17 protein-coding genes are annotated in these 22,827 nt (G+C 72.9%); 7 read left to right on the top strand and 10 right to left on the bottom strand.

Features of this window, described 5'->3' with window-relative positions; all coding sequences use genetic code 11:
* Nucleotide 1 precedes the first annotated feature (1 nt).
* The 8 genes from OHA58_RS21760 to OHA58_RS21725 all read right to left on the bottom strand — a co-directional run bounded on the left by OHA58_RS21760 (nt 2) and on the right by OHA58_RS21725 (nt 13,226).
* Complete coding sequence (locus OHA58_RS21760; protein ID WP_405480763.1) at nt 2–2,758, bottom strand: CDP-glycerol glycerophosphotransferase family protein; 2,757 nt, start codon at nt 2,756–2,758, stop codon at nt 2–4.
* A complete protein-coding gene (locus OHA58_RS21755) occupies nt 2,755–6,264 on the bottom strand; it encodes a CDP-glycerol glycerophosphotransferase family protein (protein ID WP_405480761.1) in 3,510 nt (1,169 codons plus the stop codon). Before OHA58_RS21755 ends, OHA58_RS21760 begins: the two co-directional genes overlap by 4 nt.
* A 204-nt stretch (nt 6,265–6,468) precedes the next feature.
* Nucleotides 6,469–7,305 (bottom strand): TylF/MycF/NovP-related O-methyltransferase, encoded by an 837-nt coding sequence (locus OHA58_RS21750; protein ID WP_405480760.1) that lies wholly within the window; start codon nt 7,303–7,305, stop codon nt 6,469–6,471.
* 60 nt (nt 7,306–7,365) lie between these two features.
* Nucleotides 7,366–8,082 (bottom strand): methyltransferase domain-containing protein, encoded by a 717-nt coding sequence (locus tag OHA58_RS21745; RefSeq protein ID WP_405480759.1) that lies wholly within the window; start codon nt 8,080–8,082, stop codon nt 7,366–7,368.
* Between the two features lie 64 nt (nt 8,083–8,146).
* A complete protein-coding gene (locus tag OHA58_RS21740; protein WP_405480758.1) occupies nt 8,147–9,286 on the bottom strand; it encodes an acyltransferase family protein in 1,140 nt (379 codons plus the stop codon).
* Nucleotides 9,283–11,022 (bottom strand): hypothetical protein, encoded by a 1,740-nt coding sequence (locus OHA58_RS21735; RefSeq protein ID WP_405480757.1) that lies wholly within the window; start codon nt 11,020–11,022, stop codon nt 9,283–9,285. The genes OHA58_RS21740 and OHA58_RS21735 overlap by 4 nt, the downstream gene beginning before the upstream one ends.
* Entirely contained in the window at nt 11,019–12,620 is a 1,602-nt protein-coding gene (locus tag OHA58_RS21730; RefSeq protein WP_405480755.1) for a hypothetical protein, read from the bottom strand. The genes OHA58_RS21735 and OHA58_RS21730 overlap by 4 nt, the downstream gene beginning before the upstream one ends.
* 192 nt (nt 12,621–12,812) lie before the next feature.
* The gene (locus tag OHA58_RS21725) at nt 12,813–13,226 is read right to left on the bottom strand and encodes an organic hydroperoxide resistance protein (RefSeq protein ID WP_116512677.1); all 414 of its coding nucleotides are present in this window, start codon (nt 13,224–13,226) and stop codon (nt 12,813–12,815) included.
* 139 nt (nt 13,227–13,365) lie between these two features.
* Between OHA58_RS21725 and OHA58_RS21720 the strand changes: the two genes are divergently transcribed.
* The 4 genes from OHA58_RS21720 (at nt 13,366) to galE (ending at nt 17,964) form a co-directional block, all read left to right on the top strand.
* Nucleotides 13,366–13,866 (top strand): MarR family winged helix-turn-helix transcriptional regulator, encoded by a 501-nt coding sequence (locus OHA58_RS21720; protein WP_405480753.1) that lies wholly within the window; start codon nt 13,366–13,368, stop codon nt 13,864–13,866.
* Between the two features lie 122 nt (nt 13,867–13,988).
* The gene (locus OHA58_RS21715; RefSeq protein ID WP_405480752.1) at nt 13,989–15,227 is read left to right on the top strand and encodes a glycosyltransferase 87 family protein; all 1,239 of its coding nucleotides are present in this window, start codon (nt 13,989–13,991) and stop codon (nt 15,225–15,227) included.
* Nucleotides 15,228–15,284: 57 nt separating this feature from the next.
* Entirely contained in the window at nt 15,285–16,904 is a 1,620-nt protein-coding gene (locus OHA58_RS21710) for a glycosyltransferase family 2 protein (protein WP_405480751.1), read from the top strand.
* 58 nt (nt 16,905–16,962) lie between these two features.
* Nucleotides 16,963–17,964: a UDP-glucose 4-epimerase GalE gene (galE, locus tag OHA58_RS21705; RefSeq protein ID WP_405480750.1), complete on the top strand. Its 1,002-nt coding sequence runs from the start codon at nt 16,963–16,965 to the stop codon at nt 17,962–17,964.
* 64 nt (nt 17,965–18,028) lie between these two features.
* On the opposite strand, the gene OHA58_RS21700 is transcribed toward galE, so the two are convergent.
* A complete protein-coding gene (locus OHA58_RS21700; protein WP_405480749.1) occupies nt 18,029–18,673 on the bottom strand; it encodes a LuxR C-terminal-related transcriptional regulator in 645 nt (214 codons plus the stop codon).
* Complete coding sequence (locus tag OHA58_RS21695; protein ID WP_405485094.1) at nt 18,661–19,815, bottom strand: sensor histidine kinase; 1,155 nt, start codon at nt 19,813–19,815, stop codon at nt 18,661–18,663. Before OHA58_RS21695 ends, OHA58_RS21700 begins: the two co-directional genes overlap by 13 nt.
* Nucleotides 19,816–19,993: 178 nt before the next feature.
* Between OHA58_RS21695 and OHA58_RS21690 the strand changes: the two genes are divergently transcribed.
* From OHA58_RS21690 to OHA58_RS21680, 3 genes are all read left to right on the top strand, one after another.
* On the top strand, nt 19,994–20,158 hold the full coding sequence (locus OHA58_RS21690) for a hypothetical protein (RefSeq protein ID WP_405480748.1): 165 nt from the start codon (nt 19,994–19,996) through the stop codon (nt 20,156–20,158).
* A gap of 693 nt (nt 20,159–20,851) precedes the next feature.
* A complete protein-coding gene (locus OHA58_RS21685; protein WP_405480746.1) occupies nt 20,852–21,649 on the top strand; it encodes a maleylpyruvate isomerase family mycothiol-dependent enzyme in 798 nt (265 codons plus the stop codon).
* A gap of 596 nt (nt 21,650–22,245) precedes the next feature.
* Nucleotides 22,246–22,467, top strand: coding sequence for a hypothetical protein (locus OHA58_RS21680; RefSeq protein ID WP_405480744.1), 222 nt, complete (start codon nt 22,246–22,248; stop codon nt 22,465–22,467).
* Nucleotides 22,468–22,827: the final 360 nt, after the last annotated feature.

Below are 22,827 nucleotides of genomic sequence, written 5' to 3'. Positions count from 1 at the left end.
CTCAGCCCTGCTTCCCGAGGATGAGGTCGGCGGCCGCGCGGGCGGCGCCGCCGTCGTCGTACGAGCCGAACTCGGCGGCGAACGCGCGGCGTGCCGCCTGCCACTCCCCGTCCGCCTTCTTGAGCTTGTCGAGGGTCCGCAGCAGCTCCTCCTGCGTCTCGATGACGGGCCCGCCGGCGCGCTTGCGCAGGTCGAAGTAGGTGCCGCGGTCGGCCACGTAGGCGTCGAGGTCCGGCGCGAAGTGGACGAGGGGCCGGTCGAGGAGGGCGTAGTCGAACATGATCGACGAGTAGTCGGTGATCAGCACGTCGGCGAGGACGAGGAGTTCACTCACGTCGTGGTGGCCGGAGACGTCGACGACCGTGCCGGGCGGGGTGACGGGCAAGCTCGCCGCCTCCATGTAGTGGGCGCGCACGAGCAGGACGTGCGTGTCACCGAACCGCTTCGCGAACTCCGTTACATCGAGTGGCAGTTGGACGGTCCGCCCGTTCTTGGGGACACCGCGGAACGTGGGCGCGTACAGCACCACCGTGCGGTGGTCCGGGATGCCGAGTTCCGTGGCGAGCGCCGGGCGCGGGAAGCGGCCCTCGCGCTCGTCGCGCCCGCGGGCCTCGACGAGGCGGTCGTTGCGCGGGTAGCCGGCGCGCAGCAGCCGCTCCTCGGGGATGCGGTAGGCGCGGGCGAGGGTCCGCACGTCGTGTTCCGAGCGGACCATGAAGTGGTCGAACCGGGCGACCGCGCGCCGGAGTTTCTCGCGCTCCGGCGCGTTCCGCGTCCTGTGCCGCGCCTCGTCGAACCCCATGCGCTTGTACGCGGATCCGTGCCACGTCTGCAGATACGTGGTGTGGCGCGGCTTGTCGAGGGCGTGCGGGAAGCCCTGGTTGTCGACCCACCACTCGGCGCGGGCCAGCGCCCACAGATACCGCCAGGACCAGCGGCGTACGAGCCGCGCGCCGTCCGGGAACCCGGCGGGCGACGTGGCGTACGACCACACGCAGCGCACCCGGGCGCCGCGCGCGAGGAGTTCCTCGTGAACGGCGCGCGGGCTGTCCCCGTAGCACTTGCCCATGTGGCTCTCGAAGACGACGAGGCCCTTGCTGACGGGCAGTTTGGACAGGACCCGCCGGTACACGCGGAGCTTGACGCGCTGCGAGTGCAGCGCCTCGCGCTTCTTGCCCAGGGCGCGCAGTACGGGCTTCAGCTTGCGGGCGGGCCTGAAGTGGGTGACGTAGTGCAGGAGGGCCTGTGCGGTGCGGGCGGCGCGGCGGCGGGGCAGGAGGCAGACGGCCAGGTGGTGCTTGGCCGTGACGTAGGGCTGCCAGGTGTCGGCCGTGAGGCGGGTCAGGAGGGGGCGGGCCGGCAGGGCGGTGGCACGGGTGGGGACGGTGGCCTTGTCGGCGAACAGGCCGGTGGTGACGGGGACGCCGTCGACGGTGAGGACGAGCCGCGGGTCCCACACGCGGTCGCCGATGCCGCGCGGCCGCAGCGCACCGGTGAGGGGCAGCTCGGCCCGCCACACCACGCCCCCGTCCTCCTGGCGTACGTCGGTCACCGGCACGGAGAGCGTGTGCGGGCGGCCGCCGCGCACTGAGAGGTCGAGCCGGGCGGCGAGCGCGGGCCGGTCGTCGAGGAGTCCGAGCGGCACGACGAGCCGCCCCTCGACGGCGAGCACCGTTCCCTGGCGCAGGCAGTGCGTGACGCGGTTCAGGAGGCGGAGGTCGGTGAACTGGCCGTACTGATGGCCGAGTTCGGTGACGTCGAACGTGTCGTCGGCGGCGTGCTCCGCGTTCCAGCGGACCCGCCCTTCACCCGTCCTGACGAGCGGGGAGACGACGGTGCCGGGCCGGGCCAGGGCGTACGCGGCGGCCTGCACGCCGTCCGCGTCACCGTCGGCGAGGAGCCGTACGCCGATGCGCTCGACGGGCGGCAGCGCACGCAGCGCCTCCGGGGTGACGAGGCCGTCCAGGCTCGGGGCGAGAGTGTCCGCCGCCTCCCTGCGGTCGTCGGGGCCGAGCGCCAGGAAGGCGCGGACGCAGGGGACGACGTGGTCGGTGAGGAAGGCGCTCTCGCGGGCCGCGCGCAGGGCGTCGTCGCCGTCCAGCAGTTCCAGCGCGCCGCGCTGGGCGTCGGCGGCACGGGGCAGGTCCCGTACCGGGTCGGCAGGGGCGCATCCGGTGGTGATCAGGTTCGGGACGAGCGCGATACGCCGGGCGGCGAGCGCGGCCCGCACGCCGAAGAGGGCCTGTCCCGCGCCGGACAGCGCGTCGAGTGCGCCGCGCCGCACGCAGAACCCGGCGCTCAGGCTGTCCCGCGTGACGAGTTCGGGAGCGTCCGCGAGGTCCTCGACGACCCGGGACCTGGCGTGCAGCTCCTTGTGCCAGGCGGGCGCCTTCTCCCACCGGCCCGCGACCAGGTCGGCGTCCGTGCGGCGGCCCGCCTCGAAGAGGTTGCGGCAGGCGTGCCGTTCGAGCCGTTCCCCCGGGGCGGCGACCATGACGTACCGGCCGCGGGCGGCGGCGAGGCCCAGGTCGCGCAGGACGCACGCCGGGCTCTCCGCTCCTGCGTGGACGAGCCGGATCCGGTGCGGGTCGCCGGCCGCGAGCGTCGCGGCCTCCTCGTCCGCCCCGGTGGTGACGAGGACGGCCTCGGTGCCGGCCAGCGTCTGGTCGAGCACGGACCGCACGGTGGCGCGCAGGGCGGCGGCGTCCGTGCCGCACACGACGACGCAGCTGATGTCGTACACCTCGGGGGTGCTCATCGGCGGCCTCCCGGCAGCATGGCGTCGGCGACGTGGGCGGCGGCGCGCCCGTCGTCCAGGTCGCAGAACACCTCGCGGAAGCGGCGGTATGCCTCCTCGTGCCCGGCGGTCGCGGCAACCGGGTCGCGCAGCGCCTCGACGACCTCCTCGCCGGTGGTGAGCAGCGGTCCCGGCGCCTGCGCGACGAAGTCGAAGTAGAAGCCCCTGAGCGTGTCCCGGTAGTGGTCGAGGTCGTAGGTGTGGAACAGCATCGGGCGGCCGGTCTGCGCGAAGTCGAACATCAGCGACGAGTAGTCGGTCACCAACACATCGCTGATCAGGAGCAGTTCACTCACGTCCGGGTAGCGGGTGACGTCGCGCACGAAGCCGGACGCGGTGCCCGGGACGGTGCCGCCGACGAGGTAGTGGCGACGCACGAGCAGGACGTGGTCCTCGCCGAGGGCGCGTTCGGCCGCCGCGAGGTCGAGGCGGAGGTCGAGCCCGTAACGGCCGCCCTTGCGCGGCTGGTTCTCGCGCCAGGTGGGGGCGTAGAGGACGACGCGCCTGTCCTCGGGGATGCCGAGGCGTTCGCGGACCGCGGCGGCGACCTTGCCGCGGTCCGCCGCATGCAGCAGGTCGTTGCGCGGGTAGCCGGACTCCAGGACCTCGCCGTGGTAGCCGAACGCGCCCCGCAGGACGGGGGTGGAGAAACGGTTCGGGGAGACGAGCAGGTTCCACTGCGCGGCGCGCTCCGGCAGCGTGGCGATGTAACGCTGGTCGCCGGACGGGCTGTCCGCGAGGTCGCGGCCGATGCGCTTGAGCGGGGTGCCGTGCCAGGTCTGTACGACGTACTGGTCCTCGGCGCGCTCGAACCAGTCGGGCAGCTGGGTGTTGGTGACGACGTAGCGGCTGCGGGCCAGGGCCTCGTACCACTCGGTGCTCCACAGGGCCACGGGCCGGCCGCTCGCGGGCACCGTGACCTGCTGGTCGCGCACGACCCACAGGTGCTCCAGGGGTTCGCCGCGGGCGACGAGCTCCTCGTGCACGGCGCGCGGCGAGTCCGAGTACTGCCGGCCGTCGAAGCTGGAGTACAGGACCGTGTCGGTGCGGGGCTCGACGCGCAGGGACGCGTAGCGGGTGCGCAGCGCGCCCTGCTGGACGCGGCCTCGCTCCGTGACGGCGAGGGCGGATCCCGACTCGATGACGAGGCGGTCGTAGCGGCGGCGCCCGACGGTGAAGTCCCGGCCGCCCAGGGCGCGTACGAGGGGCAGGCTCTCGTGCCGGGCGGGCGCGACATGGACCTGGCGGTACCGGCCGGGGTCGGTCTCGCCGGGCTCGCGCAGGAAGAGGTACCGGCGGCCCTCGGCGAGCGGCAGGACTCCGGCGGGGCCCGCGACCGCGTCCGGACACAGCGCCGCGGCGAACCGCCCGTCGGTCACCTCGACCGGAAGGACGGCCTCCTCGTCGTGGCCGCTGTGCTGGAGCAGCAGCTCCCACGCGGTGCCGGACTCGTCGGGGAAGCTGCCCTCGACGGCGAGCCGCCCGTCCTCGTCCCAGGTCAGGGTGTCGACGAGGGGCCGTACGGTCTGGTTGCGCAGCTCCACGTTCCCGGCGGCGTTAGCGAGGACGAGCAGTTCGCGCCCGGCGCCGAGGGGGTGGCGGCCCGCCGGGATGTCGGGGCGGACCGCGAGGGCCGACCACTCGTCGTCCCCGCGCACGAGGCCGACGCCCCACGGGTCGGTCTTGCGGGGCGCCCCGGAGTCGTCGGTCCCGGCGCCCGCGACCAGTTCCAGGCGCAGCTCGGCGGCGAAGGTGCGCCCCGAGCGCTCGACGGGGAGGTCGTACGCCTCCTTGGTGTGCCAGTTCTCGACGCGCAGCGCCTTGAGGTCGGCGGGCGCCCCGGGGGCGAGTTCACCCTCCAGCCTGAGCGTGCCGCCGGACTCCTCGTGCCGCACCAGCCGGGCCTTCACACGCTCGGCCCGCAGCCGGAGCCGGCCCGCGCTGAGCCGGGGCGTGATGCGCAGGAAGTCGTCCAGATAGCGCACGGGCAGCTCGGCGAGCCCGCCCATCCGCACGGGCCCGGTGCGCAGCAGGCCGCCTCCGAAGGCGGCCATCTCGACGTTCCAGGTGGTGCTCGGCCGCTTGGTGACGAGCCGGGCCGGGTCGATGACCGTCTCGAACCCGGACCGGTCGTAGCTGTGCAGCCCCTGTTTGGAGCGGTAGGTGGCCTCGCGGGAGCGGGCGGTACGGACCTTCAGCGGCACCGCGCGCCGCTTGCCCGCCCGCAGCCACGCGAACTTGGCGCGCGCCCCGACCCGGCCCGCGGGCAGGTTCCGTACATAGGCGTACCCCTTGAGCCGCAGCCGCCCCTCCTTGTCCCAGGACGCCTCGGTGATGTGCGACTTCAGCGGCAGATCGGCCCGCCGGAGCGCGGTCACGCCACGCGGCAGGCGCCCGGTGACGGGCGGGAACTGCGCCCGGCTCCTGCGCGGCCCGCGCGCCAGGAACGTCGTGCCGTTGCTCTTCTCGTACGTCATGAACGCGAGCAGCTCGGTCAGGCGGCGCTCCCGGATGAGCTGCCACTTGACGCGCAGGGCCAGCGGGAGACCGGTGAGGACGGCCGGGTCGACGGTGTCCGCGAAGGAGTTGGCGTGGTCGAGGAACGCCTCGTGGTACTCGGCGTCGCCATGCGGCAGCACCTCCATGAACAGCCACATGTCCCCGGAGACCACTGTCGTGTCGTAGCGGCGCTTGGCCTCGGCCCAGAGCTTCTCCGCCGGTGTCCCCACGCTCTCCCGCTTCTTCCCGGCGAGGAAGCCGCTGGCCGCCAGGACGGCAGTTGTGCGGTCGCGGACGGCGCGGGGCTCGGCGCGGCGGTTGGTGATGGAGCCGTCGCGGTCGCGCCAGAAGTAGACGGGGTCCTTGAGCACGTCGACGGCGTCGGCCAGGAAGTGGGCGGGGACCATCACGGGGGTGTCCTCGAACAGCACGCCCTCCGGGAAGGCGAGGGCGTGCCGGTCCCAGAAGGCCCGGCGGAAGACCTTGTTCCAGGCGACCCGGTCGGCGAGCAGCCCCCAGTCGCGGGTGACGTGCGTGCCGCTGCGATCCGCCGCCATCACCTTGCGGAACATCGGCGACTGCTCGCTCACCCCGTCGGGCCGCAGCCGGTGGACGTTGCCGGTGACGAAGTCGGAGCCGGACTCCTCCAGGGCGCCGAGCATGCGCTCGTAAGCGTCGTGCGGCACGACGTCGTCGCTGTCCACGAAGGCGAGGTGCGCGCCCGTGGCCAGGGCCGCACCCGCGTTGCGCGCCGCTCCGAGGCCCGCGTTCTCCTGCCCGACATAACGGAAGCGCCGGTCGCGCCCGGCCATGGCGCGGGCGATCACCGGACTCCCGTCGGTGGAGCCGTCGTCGACCATCACGACTTCGAGGTCGGGCATGGTCTGCGCGGCCAGCGACTCCAGGCAGGCGTCGAGGTACGCCTCGACGTTGTAGATGGGGACGACGACGGTGAGTCGTGGTGTCATGCGGTGCGCACATTCCTTCCGGAGAACTGGCGGGCACGGCTGCGCGGCCCGCGAAGGGACCTACTGGTTAACAACCCGCGCTGCGGATCCGGGTCACCACGCCTGAGCCATTCGGGTGATCACGCACCGATCCCGCACAGCAGGCCGGCGGACGGCCGCGCTGCGCGGGATCGGTGAGGGTCGGGTCGGGGGCTGCGGGCCGGGTCAGGGCTTGACGGCGATGCGCCCCTCGTCCATGCGCAGGAGCAGCAGCCGCTCGCCGGTCTTCTCCAGGAACTCGTCGACGGCCTGCCGGGAGCCCTGCCAGTAGCCGTAGTCGTCGATGAGGAGGATGCCTCCGGGCACCAACCGGTCGTAGAGATGGTCGAGTTCGTGCTTGGTGGAGGCGTACCAGTCGGTGTCGAGGCGCAGGATCGCGATCTGCTCCGGGGCCTGCTGGGGGACGGTGTCCTCGACCTTGCCCTGCACGAAGTGGAGGCGGTTCTCGGGGTAAGGCACGGCCCGGAAGCCGGACTTGACGTCGTCGAGGGTGGCGACGGCCCAGATCGGGCGGTCCTTGCCCTGGGCGGCGAGCAGTTCCTCGGCGGACTTCCCGTCGCGCCTGAGGTCCTCCTCGGTGGGCGGCGTCATGCCCTCGTACGTGTCGAAGAGGTAGAGGCCGCGTTCCGTGTCGCCCTGCGAGAGGAGGGCCTTGGCGCAGGCCTGCATCGAACCGCCGCGCCACACACCGCACTCGACGATGTCGCCGGGGATGTCGTGCTTGACGATGTGGCGGGTGGCGAGGATGAAGGCGTTGAGCCGCTCCGGGGACGTCATCGTGTACGGCTTGACCGCGCGGATGATGTCCTTCGCCTCGTCGTCGTAGTCCACGGGGAGGACCAGGCCCTTGGGTTTCGGCGTCGGCTTCGGCTTGGGCGCCGGGGCCGGTGGCGCCGACTCGGGCGCGCGGGCGGCCTGCCGGGGAGCGGGCACCGGTACGCGGGTCAGCTGGTACCCGGTGAGCTGCTTGATGACGCCATTCACGGCGCTTCGCCATGCCATGCGCGGCACCTTACGTCCGCGTTATTCCGCATGTCACTTTTCGTCAACCGGCAGGCGTTTCTAACCATTTGATACGCCCGCGGGCCTGGGAATCGCCGCCGGGCGGCCGCACTGCTCCCGTCCGGCGAGCGGCGCGGGCAGCGGCACCCCGTCGACACCGCCGACGCGGTTGGCCCACCAGCGCGTGGTCGAGCGCACGAACGCCATGGTGAGACGTGGGTACTTGGCCGGTTTGCGGAAGACGCCGACGGTGTCGCCCCAGTAGGCGTGCTTGGCGTCGATGCTGCCGTAGGCGTGCCGGGTGCCTTTCATCGGCGGGAAGTCGGTGTACACCTCGCGCAGTTCGAGACGCGTGTACGCGGCCAGGGCGCGCATCCCGTCCGGGTAGTAGCGCCAGCAGTCCTGCGCGTCGTGCACATGTCCGCGCGAAGGGGCCGTGATGAACGCCGTACCCTCCGGCTTGAGGACGCGCGCGATCTCCAGCATCGACGCCCAGAAGAACGGGATGTGCTCGAAGGCCTGGCCGGAGATGAGGAAGTCGGCGCTGTTCGAGCGGACCGGGATGCGGTACGGCTTCGCCATCACCGCGTCCACGTTGCGCCCCTCCAGTACGTCGACGCCGACGTACTCGGTGTCGTACCCCTCCAGGAGCGACTTGTGGGTGCGCACCTGCCCGTCCGACACCCGCGCCCCGAGATCGACCACCCGCAGCCGCCGCCCGCGCGGCAGGTAGCTCCGGACACAGAGCTCCATCTGTTCGTACGCGGACTGGTGCATGGCGGCCTCCATCAAGGGGGTTGGGGTGACTTGATGGCCTTTCAACGCGCATGTCCGCGTGGGGTCACCGTGCGAGGCGGCGCGGCGTGTGCCGGGACCACCACTTTCTGGCCGGTTCCTCGACGTAGGTGAACAGCGCCCAGGACAGCGCGATCACCGCGACGGCGAGTCCGCACAGCGCGAACACGGCGGAGTTGTCGGGCCGCATCCGGCCCCAGGTGTCCTGCACATACCGGTTCAGCGTCTGGTGCAGCAGATAGAACGCGTACGACCACGCGCCGAGCAGCACCATGGGGCGCGAACAGAGCGCTCCGCGGCGCCCGGACAGCTCGCGCCGGGCGTACGCGACGATGAAGAGCGCCGAGAACACGGCGACGAACGGCCTTACCGTCCACTCCAGTTGACCCGCTGCGCCTGGCGAGAACCAGTCGGTCCGGTGGCAGTACACGGCCGTGTACGCGGCGAAGGAGGCGAGCAGTACGGCCGGGCGGAGGGCGATCCGGTGGCCGCGGCGCAGGGCGATCGCACATACGAGGCCGGCCGCGAACTCGGGCAGGCGCGTCACAGGGTGGCGCATGACCCATTCGCGGGCGAAGGGCGAAAGGTGCGCGGCGGCCCACCAGTTGACGGCCCACATGGCGGCGAGACCGGACGCCGCGAGGAGCGCCAGGGTGCGGGTGCGCAGGCGCAGGGCGGGGCCGATCACCCAGGGGAACAGGAGGTAGAAGAACACCTCGACGCTGAGCGTCCAGGCGACGCCGTTGCCCGGGAACATCGGCACGACGCCGGGGAACCAGGCCTGCACGAGCAGCAGCGACGTGACGAAGCTGAACGCGTCCGTGGGCACGCCGCCCCAGAGGTAGAACACCCAGATGCACGGGATCGTGGCGGCGAGATGCGCGGGCCAGATGCGGCCGGCGCGACGCCAGTAGAAGAGACCGCGACGCGTGCCGGGGCGGTGCCCCCAGGCCAGCAGGAACCCGGACAGCACGAAGAAGAACCCGACACCGTTGACGCCCATGGTCGAGTACGGGAAGAGGACCGGCGCCTGCGCCAGGCCGTTGCCCGGGGCGAGCCCGGTGGTGTGGTGCACGAAGACGGCGAGCGCCGCCACGAAGCGCATCCCGGTGAGCGAATCGAGCCGCGGCGCCCGCGCCTCCGCACTGCGGGAGCGGGTGGGCGCGGGGAGAAGGGTGGCTGTCACAGGGCGGCTCCCTGACCCGGGGTGAGAGTGGCGCCGCAGCTGCCGGTGTGATCCTGGTCCGCGATCAGTCGGTCGAGGCGCGGCGCGGCCCAGGCGCGTACGGCGGCGATGCGGGCCGGATCGTGGACGGCGTCGGCCCGGACGAAGTCACCGCCGTTCTGCTGCCGGTACAGCGGGACGTAACCGGCGTCTGCCAGGCGGGCGACGGTCAGGCCCGACTTGTTCACCCAGGCCGTGTGGACGTGCAGGAGTTCGGGGCGCTCGGCGCGCAGGACGTGGTCGCGCAGGGCGCGCATGTCGCCGGAGGCGTACGCGTCCGCGATGCGGCGGTCGGTCAGGCCCGCCAGGTCCAGTACCCGCAGCCGCGTGGTGAGCAGCGTGCCGCCGAGGTCGGGCAGGGCGACGGTGGCGTGCCGCAGGCCGAGGCGCTCGGCGTACGTGTTGAACACCTGGCCGTAGCGTTCGGCGACGAAGCACATGGAGAGCGTCGGGTGGGCCTTGAACGAGGCGTCGCGTTCGGCCCGTCCGGTGTGCGCGAGGACGAGCGCACCGGTCAGCGCCATGACGAGGACGGCTCGGCCGCGGGCTCCTTCCGCCTCCCACAGCACTACGGCCGACAGCGCGGCGACGGCCGCCGCGAGGACCCACACCGGGGTCGCGAACCGGTACAGGTTCATCCAGTCCCGGCCGAGCACCCCGTACGCGAGCAGCGACAGGAGCAGCGGCACGAGCAGCGCCACCAGGGCCCGGCGCGCCGTGCCGGGCCGGGCGAGCACAGCACCGGCGCACAGCGCGCCGATCAACGCGAAGGCCCAGCCCGCGTACGTCAACAGGTCGCCGGTCCGGGCAAGTTGGGCGAGTTCGGGGGTCTGCTGCGCCTTGGCGACCGCGGTGTTCGGCACCCACAGTCCGAAGACGGCGTGCCGCCACAGCAGGAACGCCCCGTAGGGCACGGCGACGACACCTGCGTGCAGAGCCAGCGCGCGGACCGACCGGGCCAGCTCGCGCCGGCGCACGAAGAGGACGAGGACGAGGGGGTAGGCGGCGACGAGTACGGCGCCGTCGGGCCGGGTCAGCGCGGCGAGCAGGGCGATCGCGGCGGCGGCCACGGCGGTGCGGGGCGCCGTAAGGCCACCCCGGGCGACCGCCCGCACCAGCACCGCCCCCGTCCCCGCCGCCGTCAGCCCGTACAGCGGGTTTTCCAGGCCGGAGAAGGACCAGGCCACGTAGGACAGGTTCGTGGCGAGGGCGGCTCCCGCGAGGAGCGTCACCGCCCACGCGCGGCCGGGGGCCACGGCGCGGGCCGCCCACGCGATGCACGCGAGCGTGCCGGCCGTGCACAGCAGGGCGAGTGCCTTCGGGTAGAGCACGAGGTCGCTGACGCCCAGGAACGCGCCGTGGTCGAAGAGGCCGAGCCTGCGCCCGACGGCCATCAGGACGAGCCAGGAGGGGTTGGAGTAGCCCTCCACCGGTGACGCGCCGGGCAGTTGGACCGGGCCGAGGCCCTCGTCGATGCTGCGCGCGTACGCGAAGGTGACGGCGGCGTCGTCGACGATCCAGCGCCCGAGTCCGGCGGCCCTGACCGCGATCAGCGCAGTGGCGGCGAGGACGGCGGCGGGGTCGGCCCACCGGCGCAGGCGCGACGCGGGTCCGGCGGGCGAGGCGCGGGCGGCGGGCACGGGCCGCGCCCGGTCGGGGCGGCGGTTGTCGAGGAGGGCGAGGAGCGTGGCGTTCATGGGGACTCCGACGTCGGCTCGGTGGGTGTGACGTGCGCCGCGGCAGGCCCCGCGCCGGCCACGCACGTGGGCGCGGGGCCGCCCACGCGCTCGTACAGGCGCAGCAGCCCGCTGCGGCGTCTCGATTCGGTGAGGGGGGTGAAGTCCCGCTCCAGGAGCGCGAGTTTGGTGAGTTCGACGGGATTTCGGGTGTGCCAGCCGGGGTGGCCCGCCTCCGCGTCGAAGAGGACCCAGACGCGGGTCAGGCACGCCATCCGGGCGCGGAGTTCGGCGGGGCTCGTGTCCACGCCGTACAGGGTTCCGGAGCGGGCGCCCGTCGACTTCAGCGCCACGTCGCGCACGCCCGCCACCGCGCGCGGATACGTCTCCGTGAGGCGTCGGCCGGTCTTCGGCAGGTAGAGCAGCGCGTCGCCGGGCCGCAGATCCCGCTCAGCCATCCGAGCGACCGCCCCGAAGTCGTCCCTGCGGCCCTCGGGCGACCGCTCGCGCAGCTGCGCCGGGAACTGCACCCAGAACGCCACCGCGACCAGGACGGCCCCGGCGGTCACCTGGACGTACCCGGAGGGCCGCACCCGGTCCGGCAGGCGCCGCAGGACCGTGTCCGCGCCGGCCGCCACCAGCAGGGGCAGCCCGGCGAACGCGAAGAACGTGTAGCGCGGCGCGTACAGCGGCTGCCACTGCGACACGGTCAGCAGCAGCGCGGGCGGCACCACGGCGAGCGGCAGCGCGACCGCGGCGAGCCCGCACGTCCCCCGGCGGACCGAGGGGGCGAGCACGGCGGCCGCGGCGAGCAGGAGCATGGTGTTGAAGACGGCGCCGCGGTGCCCGGCGGCGAGCCGCAGCAGCGCCTCGGCGTCCTCCCAGCCCGGCCTGCGGATCCACGCCACCTGGAAGCTCTGCTCCCGCGCCTCGTCGGCGAGCGGCAGTACCAGCAGGACGGCGGCCGCGGCGGCGGCCGCCCAGCGCCGCCACAGCACGGGGGCCGCGCGCGAGACGAGGAGGGTGACGGCGTGCGCGACGAGGACGAGCACGGCGAACTCGTGGAGCCACGCGGTCACCGTCACGAGCGCGGCGTACCCGGCCCACGCGGGCCACGACGGATGCCGTACGCAGTGGACGAACATGAGCGTCGCCGCAGCCGCGCCCGCCGCGACGATCGCGTACGAGCGGCCTTCCTGCGCGTAGTAGCCGGTGAACGGCGAGGCGGCGTACAGGAGTCCGGCCCACAGGCCGACGCGGGGCCGGGCGAGCCGGATGCCGAGCGCGGCGACGAGGCAGGCCGCCGCGGTCGCACCGAGCACGGACGGCAGCCGCATCAGGTAGGCGTCCGTCTGCCCGCCGAGCACGAAGTGGATCAGCACGTAGTAGAGGCCGTGCACCGCGTCGATGTTGCCGAGGAGATGGTGGATCTGGGGCAGGGAGCGGGTGGCGACGAGTATCGTCGCGGCCTCGTCGCGCCAGATCGTGCCGCGGTCGAGCCCCCAGAGTCCGAGGCCCAGCATCACCACGCCCGGCAGCAGGACCGCGGTCACGGCGGGTGCAGCGGCGGGAAGGGCCCTGGGGGTGCGGCCGCGCGGACCGTCCGAAGAGATGCGCACGCGCCGATCCTGTCCCAGTTGATCGGATTTGTGACGCAGCCTTGCCGTCATGGGCGCGTGGAGCGAACGGCGGCAACCAGCAATCACGGGCGCTTCGCGCGCACGGGCGAGGTGCTCGCGCGGGTCAACGGGGGTTTCACTGGGGAGCGTTGACACCCCGGAAGCAGGACGAGCACCCCGCAGGCAGGGCGACTACTCGACGACGAGCTCGACGTCGATGTTGCCGCGGGTCGCATTCGAGTACGGGCAGACCTGGTGGGCCTGCTCGACCAGCTTGCGGCCGGTCTCGGCGTCGACCGTCTCCGGCAGCTCCACGCGCAGCGTCACCGCGAGCCCGAAGCCCTCGCCCTGCTTGCCGATGCCGACCTCGGCGGTCACCGCGGCGTCGCTGATGTCGACCTTCGCGGCGCGGCCGACCAGGCCGAGCGCGCTGGCGAAACAGGCGGAGTACCCGGCGGCGAAGAGCTGCTCGGGGTTGGTGCCCTGGCCGTTGCCGCCCATCTCCGTGGGGATGCCCAGCTGGAGGTCGAGGCGGCCGTCGGAGCTGACGGCGCGGCCGTCACGGCCGTGGGTGGCGGTGGCTACGGCGGTGTAGATCGCTTCCATGAAAAACATCCTCCTGCGATGGGGTCCCGCGGTGACGTCCGCGGTGGAGTACGTGCTGCGCTGACGGATACAAGTAGAGCACGCAATTCAATTGCGCACAACTGAATGGCACACCAGAGGTCCCGGTTACCCTGGACCCATGACCACCGAGACGACCGAGACGACCGAGACGACCGAGACGCCCGAGACGCCCGGCGACGAGGAATTCCTGCGGCTCGACCGGCAGATCTGCTTCTCCCTGAACGCCGCGTCGCGCGCGTTCGGCGGCGTCTACCGCACGCTCCTCAAGGACCTGGGCCTGACCTACCCCCAGTACCTGGTCATGCTGGTGCTCTGGGAGGACGGCGAGCTGCCCGTGAAGCGGCTCGGAGAGCGGCTGCGACTGGACTCGGGCACGCTGTCCCCGCTGCTCAAGCGGCTGGAGGCGGCCGGCCTCGTCCAGCGGGAGCGCAGCGCGCGCGACGAGCGCTCGGTGAACGTCCGGCCGACCGGCGCGGGCACCGAGCTGCGGGAGCGCGCGGCGCTGGTGCCGCGCCGGATCGCGGCGGCCACGGGTTTCGACCTGGCGGAGATCGAGGACATGCGCGCCCGCCTGGACCGCCTGACGACGGCACTGGACGGGGCGGCACTCGACGGATGACCGGCCACCCGTGCCGGACGCGTGACACCCCCGCCCGGCAGAGCCACCCCTTGATCGGCATAAAAGCCCCATTCGGCTGATTATCAGCGCATATACGGCCATACGCTCGTACGCTCGCACAGGTGACGCTCGACACGCAGCCACCCACCACCGCAGCGCCCGTCCACGCGACCTGGGTCCGCCCCGGCCCCCTCGCGCGGGCGGCGCTCCCCCTCACCTGGCTGGCCACCCGCGCCGCGATGCTCGCCCTGCTCCTCATGGACGGGCGCGCCCCGCTCGGCGTCGGAGGCGTCGCACACGAGGTGCACACGCTGTACGCCCGCTGGTACGCCACCCTCGCCGGCGGCGCCTTCCCCGCCGGCGACCCGAAGTGGCAGTACCCGCCGGGCGCGGGCCCCGTCCTCCTGGCGCCCGGCCTGATCCCCGGCCTCACCTACTTCCAGGCCTTCGTCGCGCTCACCCTCGCCACGGACGCCCTGGTCACGCTCACCCTCGCCCGGATCGGCGCGCGGCCGCGGCGCAGCACGGGAGGCGCCTGGCTGTGGGTGGCCGGGCTGCCGCTCCTGCTCCACATCCCGCTGGCCCGCTACGACATCGAGGTCACCGCGCTCGCCGTGTTCGCGCTGCTGCTCATGGGGCGGCACCCGCGCGCGGGCGGCGTCCTCGCGGCGTGCGGCGCACTGGTGAAGGTGTGGCCCGCGCTCGCCCTGCTCGGCACACCCCGGGGACGTACGAGCCGGGAGGCGTGGACGGCGGCGCTCACGTCCGCCGCCGCGATCCTGCTGGTCCTCGCGGTCGCGTTCCGCTCGCCGTTCTCGTTCCTGCGCCAGCAGGGCGAGCGGGGCGTGCAGATCGAGTCGCTGGGCGGCACGGTGCTGTCCTTCGCGCGGCGGGCGGGCTGGTCGGGGCACATCCGCTACCAGTTCGGGGCGATGGAGTACGTCGGCCCGCACGTCGGCGTGGTGGCCGCGGCCTCCCTGGTGCTCACCGCCGTCGCGGCGGCGCTGCTGCTGCTCTGGCGGCTGCGGGCGGTGAGCTGGAGCCCCGCGACGCCGTACGACGCCGCGCTCTGCGCCGTCCTGCTCTTCACCGTCACCAGCCGCGTGATCAGCCCGCAGTACCTGATCTGGCTGCTCGGGCTCGCCGCGGTCTGCCTCACCTCGCACCGCACCACCCAGCGCCCCGTCGCCCTGCTCGTCGTAGCGGCGGCCGGCCTGAGCGCGCTCGCGTACCCGGTGCTGTACCGCGACGTCGAGGCGGCCACGTGGACGGGCTCGCTGCTGATGCTGGCGCGCAACGGCCTGCTCCTCACAGGAGCCGTCCTCTCGTTCCGTTCCCTCTGGAAGGGAACCAAGGTGTAGGACTTTTACTTACCGGACAATTACCGCAAAGGCCTAGGATTTCCTTCTGTGGAAGCCATGCAGTCGCAGTCCCAGCCCCAGCAGCCGTCGCAAGAGCGCTCACAGGTCTCGGTCGTCGTCATCGGCTACAACGACGCCGCACGGGTCACCGACGCCGTACGCTCCGCCCTCTCCCAGGGCCCCGCCGTCCGCGAGGTGATCGCCGTCGACGACTGTTCGACGGACGGCAGCGGCGAGCTACTCCAGCGCATGGCGGACGACGAGCCACGCCTGAAGGTGGTGCGCCGCGCCACGAACAGCGGCGGCTGCGGCACCCCGCGCAACGACGGCACCGACAGTGCCACGGCCCCGTACGTCATGTTCCTGGACAGCGACGACGTGCTGCCGCCCGGCGCCGTCGACGCCCTGCTCGGCGCGGCGCTCACACACGGCACCGAGGTCGCCGCCGGCCTGTGCGTGCGCCGCGAGCTCCCCTCGGGCCGCGACATCCCGTGGCAGCCCGAGCTGTACGCCGAGGCCGCCGTGATCCCCCACCCGGAGCGCCGCCCCCGCCTCGTCCACGACACGCTCTGCGTCAACAAGCTCTACCGCACGGACTTCCTGCGCGAGCACGGGATCCGTTTCCCCGACGGCCACTTCGTCTACGAGGACTTCGTCTTCACCGCGCGCGTGCTCGCCGCCGGACCGCGCATCGCGCTCGTCCCCGACACGGTCTACATCTGGAACGTGCGCCGCGACGCCGACCGCCTGTCGCTCTCCCTCGACCGGACCGGACTCGACAACTGGACCGCCCGCATCGAGGCGCACCGCCAGTCCGTCGACATCCTCCTGACCGCCTCGCACAAGCGCCTCGCACGCGCGGCCCGAACCCGGTTCCTCGACCACAGCCTGCGCATGTACGCCCGCGAGCTCGACCTGCGCAGCCCCGAATACCGCGCCGCGTGGTGGGACCGCACCCGCGCCTACCTCGCCACGTTCGACACGGCCGACATCGACGCGGCGCCCGCCCCCGGCCGCGTCGTCGCCCGCGTGATCCTCGCCTCCGACCACCCGCGCGACCTGTCCCGCCTCAAGGAGGTCGCGGCCCGCCCCGCCCGCCTGCGCCCGCCCTACGCACGCGCCGCCGACGGCACGCCCATCTGGTCCGACGACCTCCCCCAGGTGACCCTGGAGCACCTCCTCGTACGCCCCATGGACCTGCTCCCCATCGCCATAGAGGCGGAACTGCGGCCACGCGCGCGTGGCTCACGGCTGCGGCTGCGCCTGCACGACCTGTACGGACGCGTCGCCGAGGCGGGCCCCGCCACCGTCGACATCGAGGTCATCGACCGCGTGCGCCACCGCCCCGCCAGACGCCGCACGGTGACCTTCGCGCCCGGGCCCGACGCCGGGACCTGGGAGGCCGAGACGTCCCTCGACCTGTCGGCGCTCGCCACCGGCACCTGGGACCTGCGCCTCCATGTGAACTTCGCCGACGGCACCAGCCGCGACGCGAGCGCCCACGCCGCCACCGGCCCCGGCCTCCTGCGCCGCACCGCCCTGCCGAGCATGCGCCACGGCATGCTGCTCGCCCATCCGTACGCGACCCACTCCGGCGCCCTCGCCGTACGCCTCGCGCCCGGCGTACGCGGAGCCCTGGCGGTAGCACGCGGCCGCCTCAACCGCCTGGTTCACTAGAACGCCGACCGCACGCGCACGACGAGACACGACACGACCGAGGGGACCCTGAACCGACATGACCTGGCTGATCACCGGCGGTGCCGGATACATCGGGGCGCACGTCGTCCGCGCCATGCAGGAGGCGGGCGAGCGGACCGTGGTCTACGACGACCTGTCCACCGGCATCGCCGGGCGCGTCCCCGACGGCGTACCCCTGGTCGTCGCCTCGACCCTGGACGCCGACGCCGTGGCGCGCACCATCGCCGGGCACGGCATCACCGGCGTCGTCCACCTCGCCGCGAAGAAGCAGGTCGCCGAGTCGGTGGAGCTGCCGCTGCACTACTACCGCGAGAACGTCGAGGGCCTGCGCGTCCTCCTGGAGGCGGTCACCGAGAGCGGCGTCCCGTCGTTCGTCTTCTCCTCGTCCGCCGCCGTGTACGGCATGCCCGACGTCGACCTCGTCACCGAGGACACCCCGTGCCTGCCGATGAGCCCGTACGGCGAGACGAAACTCGCCGGCGAGTGGCTGGTCCGCGCGACGGGCCGGGCACACCGCCTGGCCACGGCCTCCCTGCGCTACTTCAACGTGGCGGGCGCGGCCACCCCCGAACTGGCCGACACCGGCGTCTTCAACCTCGTACCGATGGTCTTCGAGAAGCTCACCGACGGCGAGGCCCCACGGATCTTCGGCGCGGACTACCCGACGCCGGACGGGACCTGCGTACGCGACTACATCCACGTCGTCGACCTCGCCGAGGCCCACGTGGCCGCCGCCCGCCGCCTCTCCGCCGCCACCCCCGGCACGGACCTCACCCTCAACATCGGCCGCGGCGAAGGCGTCTCGGTCCTGGAGATGGTCGAGCTGATCAACACGACGACCGGCCACGGCACCGACCCCGTCGTCACCCCGCGCCGCCCCGTCGTCACCCCGCGCCGCCCCGGCGACCCGGCCCGCGTCGTCGCCTCCGCGGACCGCATCGCGACGGAGCTCGGCTGGACGGCGAAGCGCGACGTACGCGACATGGTCGAGTCGGCGTGGCAGGGCTGGGTCCGGGTCCATGGGCCCGCCGTGAGGTGAGTCCCCGTTCGGGGCCGGGTCAGGAGCCTCCGTCCTGGCCCTACTCCCTGGTTCTGCCCGGGCCCTACATCCTGTTGAGGTACGCGAGGACGGCGAGGACGCGGCGGTGCCCGCTGTCGCTCGGGGGCAGCCCGAGCTTCGCGAAGACATTGCCGATGTGCTTGCTGACGGCACGCTCGGACACGACCAGCGTCTCCGCGATCGTCGTGTTGTCCCGGCCCTCCGCCATCAGCTCCAGCACCTGGCGCTCGCGCGGGGTGAGCCCGTCGACCGGGTCGTCCCGGCGCCGGCTGAGCAGTTCCGTGACAACCTCGGGGTCGAGAGCAGTGCCGCCCCCGGCCACCCGGTCGAGCGCGTCGAGGAACTCGTCGACCCGGCCGACGCGGTCCTTCAGCAGATAGCCGACACCGCTCGCGCCATCACCCAGGAGTTCGGTGGCGTACGACTCCTCGACGTACTGCGACAGGACCAGAACAGGCAGTCCGGGCAAGGACTTCCGGGCCTCCAGCGCCGCCCGCAGCCCCTCGTCCCGAAACCCCGGTGGCATCCGCACGTCGAGCACCGCCACCTCGGGCCGGTGCTCCAGCAGGGCGGGCAGCACCTCGGGCCCGCTCTCGGCGACGGCCACGACCTCGTGCCCCGCCGAGCCGAGCAACAGGACGAGCCCCTCGCGCAGCAGCGCGTTGTCCTCAGCGATCACCACACGCACGGCAGCTCCACCTCGATCACGGTCGGCCCCCCGACGGGGCTCGACACCTCCGTCGTCCCGTCGAGCGCGGCGACCCTGCGCCGCATGCCGAGCAGCCCCGAGCCACCCGACTGCCGCGCGCCGCCCCGCCCTTCATCCCGTACGAAAACCCTCAACCCGCCCTGCAACCGCGCCAGTTCCACCGTCGCCCGGTCCGCGCCGCTGTGCTTCGCCGCGTTCGTCAGCGCCTCCGCGACCACGAAGTACGCCGCCGCCTCGACGGCCGCCGGGGCACGCGGCCCGTCCGCCACACCGTCCTCGCGCACCGTCACATCGAGCCCGCTCCCGGCGGCGAGCGCCCGCACGGCGCCGGCCAGGCCCCGGTCGGTGAGGATCGGCGGATGGATGCCGCGCACCACGTGCCGCAGCTCGGCCAGCGCCTCCTCGGCCTGGTCCTGGGCATCGTCCATGAGCTTGCGGGCAGCCGCCGGATCACGGTCGTACGCCCGCTTGGCGAGCCCGATCCGCATCGACAGGGAGACGAGGCGCGCCTGCGCCCCGTCATGCAAGTCCCGTTCGATACGCCGCAGTTCGGCCCCGTGCGCGGCAACCGCTCCCGCCCGCGTCGCCGTCAGCTGCTCGATCCGGTCCGTGAGCCGCGCACTCGCCGGGGGCGCGAGGAGCGCGCCGGACCAGGACGCGTCCAGGTCGGCGAGCCGCGCGACGAGCGGCAGCACCACGGCGCGCCGCCCGAGCAGCCCGCACCACACGCCGTCCACGAGCAGCCCGAACGCCCACACCGCCAGGGACACGTAGAGCAGCACCCACCCGTACAGGAAGTGCACGGCGAGCCAGCGCAGGTCACGCCATGTGCAGGGGTCCGAGACCGCCGCATGCACGCGCTCGGTGAGCGTCCCCGTCAACGGAACATACGCCTCCGGGATCTCCCGCCCCGTCCAGGCCGCCACGCGCCGCCGCTTGAACCCGGCCATGCGCCGCAGCAGCAGTACGGTCTCGGGCAGCACCCCGGCGCCGACCACGAGCAGGGTCACCGCTGCCGTGAAGAGCAGCAGCCCGATGAAGAGGTACGAGACGAGCGCCAGCCCGGCCGCCACACCCAACTGCCCTGTGGCACGCGCAGCCCCCCGCACCGTCTCCCGCATGGCCCAGACCATGGCCACAGGCTAGGCGACCCCGCACGAGTACGCGGTCGAGCCGACTCCCCTGCGATGGTGCAGCGCGCTACACCATGAGTCCGGTGGCGGGCACCCTCGCCCGGGCGCCCGCACCACGCCAGACTTGACCGCAACACCGTCCGCCACACCCGAAGGGAACCCGGTCATGAAGGCCCTGCTCTGGCTCGTCCTCATCGCAGCCCTCGCCGTCAACGTCTCCACCAGCATCGTCTTCGACGGCGTCGAGCAGGTCCTGATCAGCATCGGAACGGGCCTCGCGGCACTGGCCACCGGAGTGACCCTGTTCCTGCTGCGCCGCCGGGACGCGTGAGGGCCTGCGCCCTTGCCCGCAGGCTCAAGAATGGATTTTTTTGCGTGGCTGATGGGGGTGGGTGGTTGCGGGAGCCTCCATCAGTTTTCCGTTCGTCTGCGGACTGGCGGGGGCTGACTTTCCCCGATACCGGTCAGTGAGTGGGCATGAATTGATCAACCTCCCTGACAGGCAACTGCGGACAAGCAAGTGCCAAAGACCAAAGACGAGGCAGCAGCGGGAGGTGGGGGTGGGGAGGGGTGGTGGGGCGGCTGCGGGTGGTGGTGGGCGGCTGTAGGAGGTGGGGGTGGCTGTAGGAGGTGGGGGGCCGTGGGAGGTGGGGGGCGGCTGCCGGGAGGTGGGGGTGGCTGCCGGCGGGCGCGGGTGGTGGTTGGGGGCTTGAGGGCTTGAGTAACGAGAGCTGGGCGGGCGGCGTCCACCGCGTCGTCGTGGCACGTGACGCGTGGCCGAATGGCCCAGATCTGCCAATCCTCCGAGGGCGGGCGGGGTCGGGCCAAGGCGGGACTGCATCCGCCTTGCCGAATACGGCTGTTGAGGGCAGGCTCTGGCAGATTTGGGCCACAGGCTCACTCCCCAAGGCGGGCCTGAGCTGCGTATTCGCCAGCCGACTGACGGTTTCGTCCTCTCGGACGCCCGCCGCGGGGCTGGGAAAATCGCTGTCCGATGGTCGGAACTCGGTGATAAAGAGTCTGTGTGACAACGACACTTGAGTTCGCCGACCTCCTGCAGCTGATCGACGAACGATCGACCGCCTTCCGTGCCGCGGTCGCCTCCGCGCCCAGCCTCGACGTACAGGTGCCGACCTGCCCCGAGTGGACGCTGCTCGATCTGGCGCAGCACATCGGCGAGGGGCGCCGCGCCTGGGCCGCCACCGTCGCCGCAGGGCCTGCTCCGGCCAAGTCCGCAGCGGAGGGCGCCCCGGCTGCGCCTCGGGAGCGCGAGGCCCTGCTGGCCTGGTTGGCGGAGTCCACGGAGCAACTGCTGGACGCATTGCGGAAGGCCGGCCCGGATCGCGGTTGCTGGACGTGGTGGGGTGCGTCCCAGTCGCCGCAGACCTCCGGTGCCGTCGCCCGGCACCAGCTCCAGCAGATCGCGGTGCACACCTACGACGCCCAGGTCACTGTGGGTGCCCCGGAGCCGCTGCCGGCCGAGGTGGCACTCGACGGTGTCGAGGAGTTCCTGTCCACCTGCGTCGCAACGACGAGTGCCTGGCCGCACAAGCCCACTGCCTTCGACTTCCACGCCACCGAGGGCCACTCCTGGTGCCTCACGGTCGACGGCGACGGCGCACGCTCCACCCGTATCTCCGCGCCCGGCACGACGCCTGTCGCCGCTGCCGACGAGGGCCCGAACGCGGCTGGCGTCTCCGTTCGCGGCACGGCCAGTGAGCTGGTTCTCTTCGTGTACGACCGTATCCCGGCGGACTCCCTGAAGCTCGACGGCGACCGGGATCTGTTCGACCTGCTCCAGGCCTGGGAGCCGGAGGAGTAGGACGTACCGAGTCCAGGGCGGCTAGTGCTGGTGACCACAGGAGGGACCGGGGGCGGGAAGCACAGGCGAGGGCGGGGCCGGCATTGGCTGATGCTCGCATCCGCCCGCCCGCCGTGCCGGATCTCGGCGGCATTGGGAGAGTGCGGGCGCGCCGGGCCTTGAGCCGCCAGAAGCCAAGGGCAGGTAGGGAAAGGCTGAGTGGCCTCGATCTGCCAATCCCTCGGCGAGGGCGGCGCCGCCTCAAGGCGGGACGGGACTCACCCGGCCGAAGCCTGCCGATGCCGGGAAACATTGGCAGATTTGCGCCAGAACGACCCACCGACCAGGACGCATCACGGCCAGCCAACTCGTCGGCCAAGACGACGTCATGGGCAGTCAACTCCCTGGCCAAGGCGGCGTCATGGGCAGCCGAAGGGGCCGAGAGCGCGCAACCTCCCACCTGCTCAACGCCAGCCCGCGCCCCTTCAACCGGCGCTCCCGCTGACACCAGCTCGGCCACCGCGGAGCGGGCGCCGGGGAAGACCCAGGAGACCGCATCGAGCGGATACCGCCGCACCCTCGAGGCCCACCTCGGGGCCAAGCCCGAGCAGCAGGCGGTGAACCCGTACGTGCGGGCCGTCCGCGCCCGGCAGGAAGCCGCCCTCGCCGCACCCCACCAGCGCGAGCCCCAGGGCGCGTTCACCGACTCTGTCGCCGGGACGGAGCGCCACGCTCAGGAGCGAGACGTGGATCGGCCCGAAGCTGTCCGCCTCGCCGCCATCGCCCGCAAGCGCCTCGGTGTCAGTGCGCCCGTACGCCGCACCTTCGACGTCGCCTGAGCGACAGACCTTTACCGCGGTAAAGCCCGGCCCACCGGCCCACCGGCCCACCGGCCCACCGGCCCACCGGCCCACCGGCCCACCGGCCCACCGGCCCACCGGCCCACCGGCCCACCGGAAGTCTCGACTACTTGAGCCCCGCCCCCACCTCCCGCCTCCGCCTCGTACGCCAGCCCCCCGCCTCCTGCTGCCGCCCCTCCCCCCTTCCTGTTGCTGCCGCTTTCCTCCCCCGCGGCCCGACCGGGCGCGCTCAGTCCACGGCCTCCGCCCCCGCACCACCCGCAGTTCCTCAAACAACGGCTGCAAATCCCGGACCCCGTACGCACCTCAATTGGGGAAAGCCAGCCCCCACCAGTCCGC

This window comes from Streptomyces sp. NBC_00009 (genome assembly GCF_045040855.1).
Lineage (GTDB): Bacteria > Actinomycetota > Actinomycetes > Streptomycetales > Streptomycetaceae > Streptomyces > Streptomyces aureus.
The sequence above is the reverse complement of the archived record's forward strand: the minus strand, read 5'-3'. Positions and strand labels throughout refer to the sequence as shown.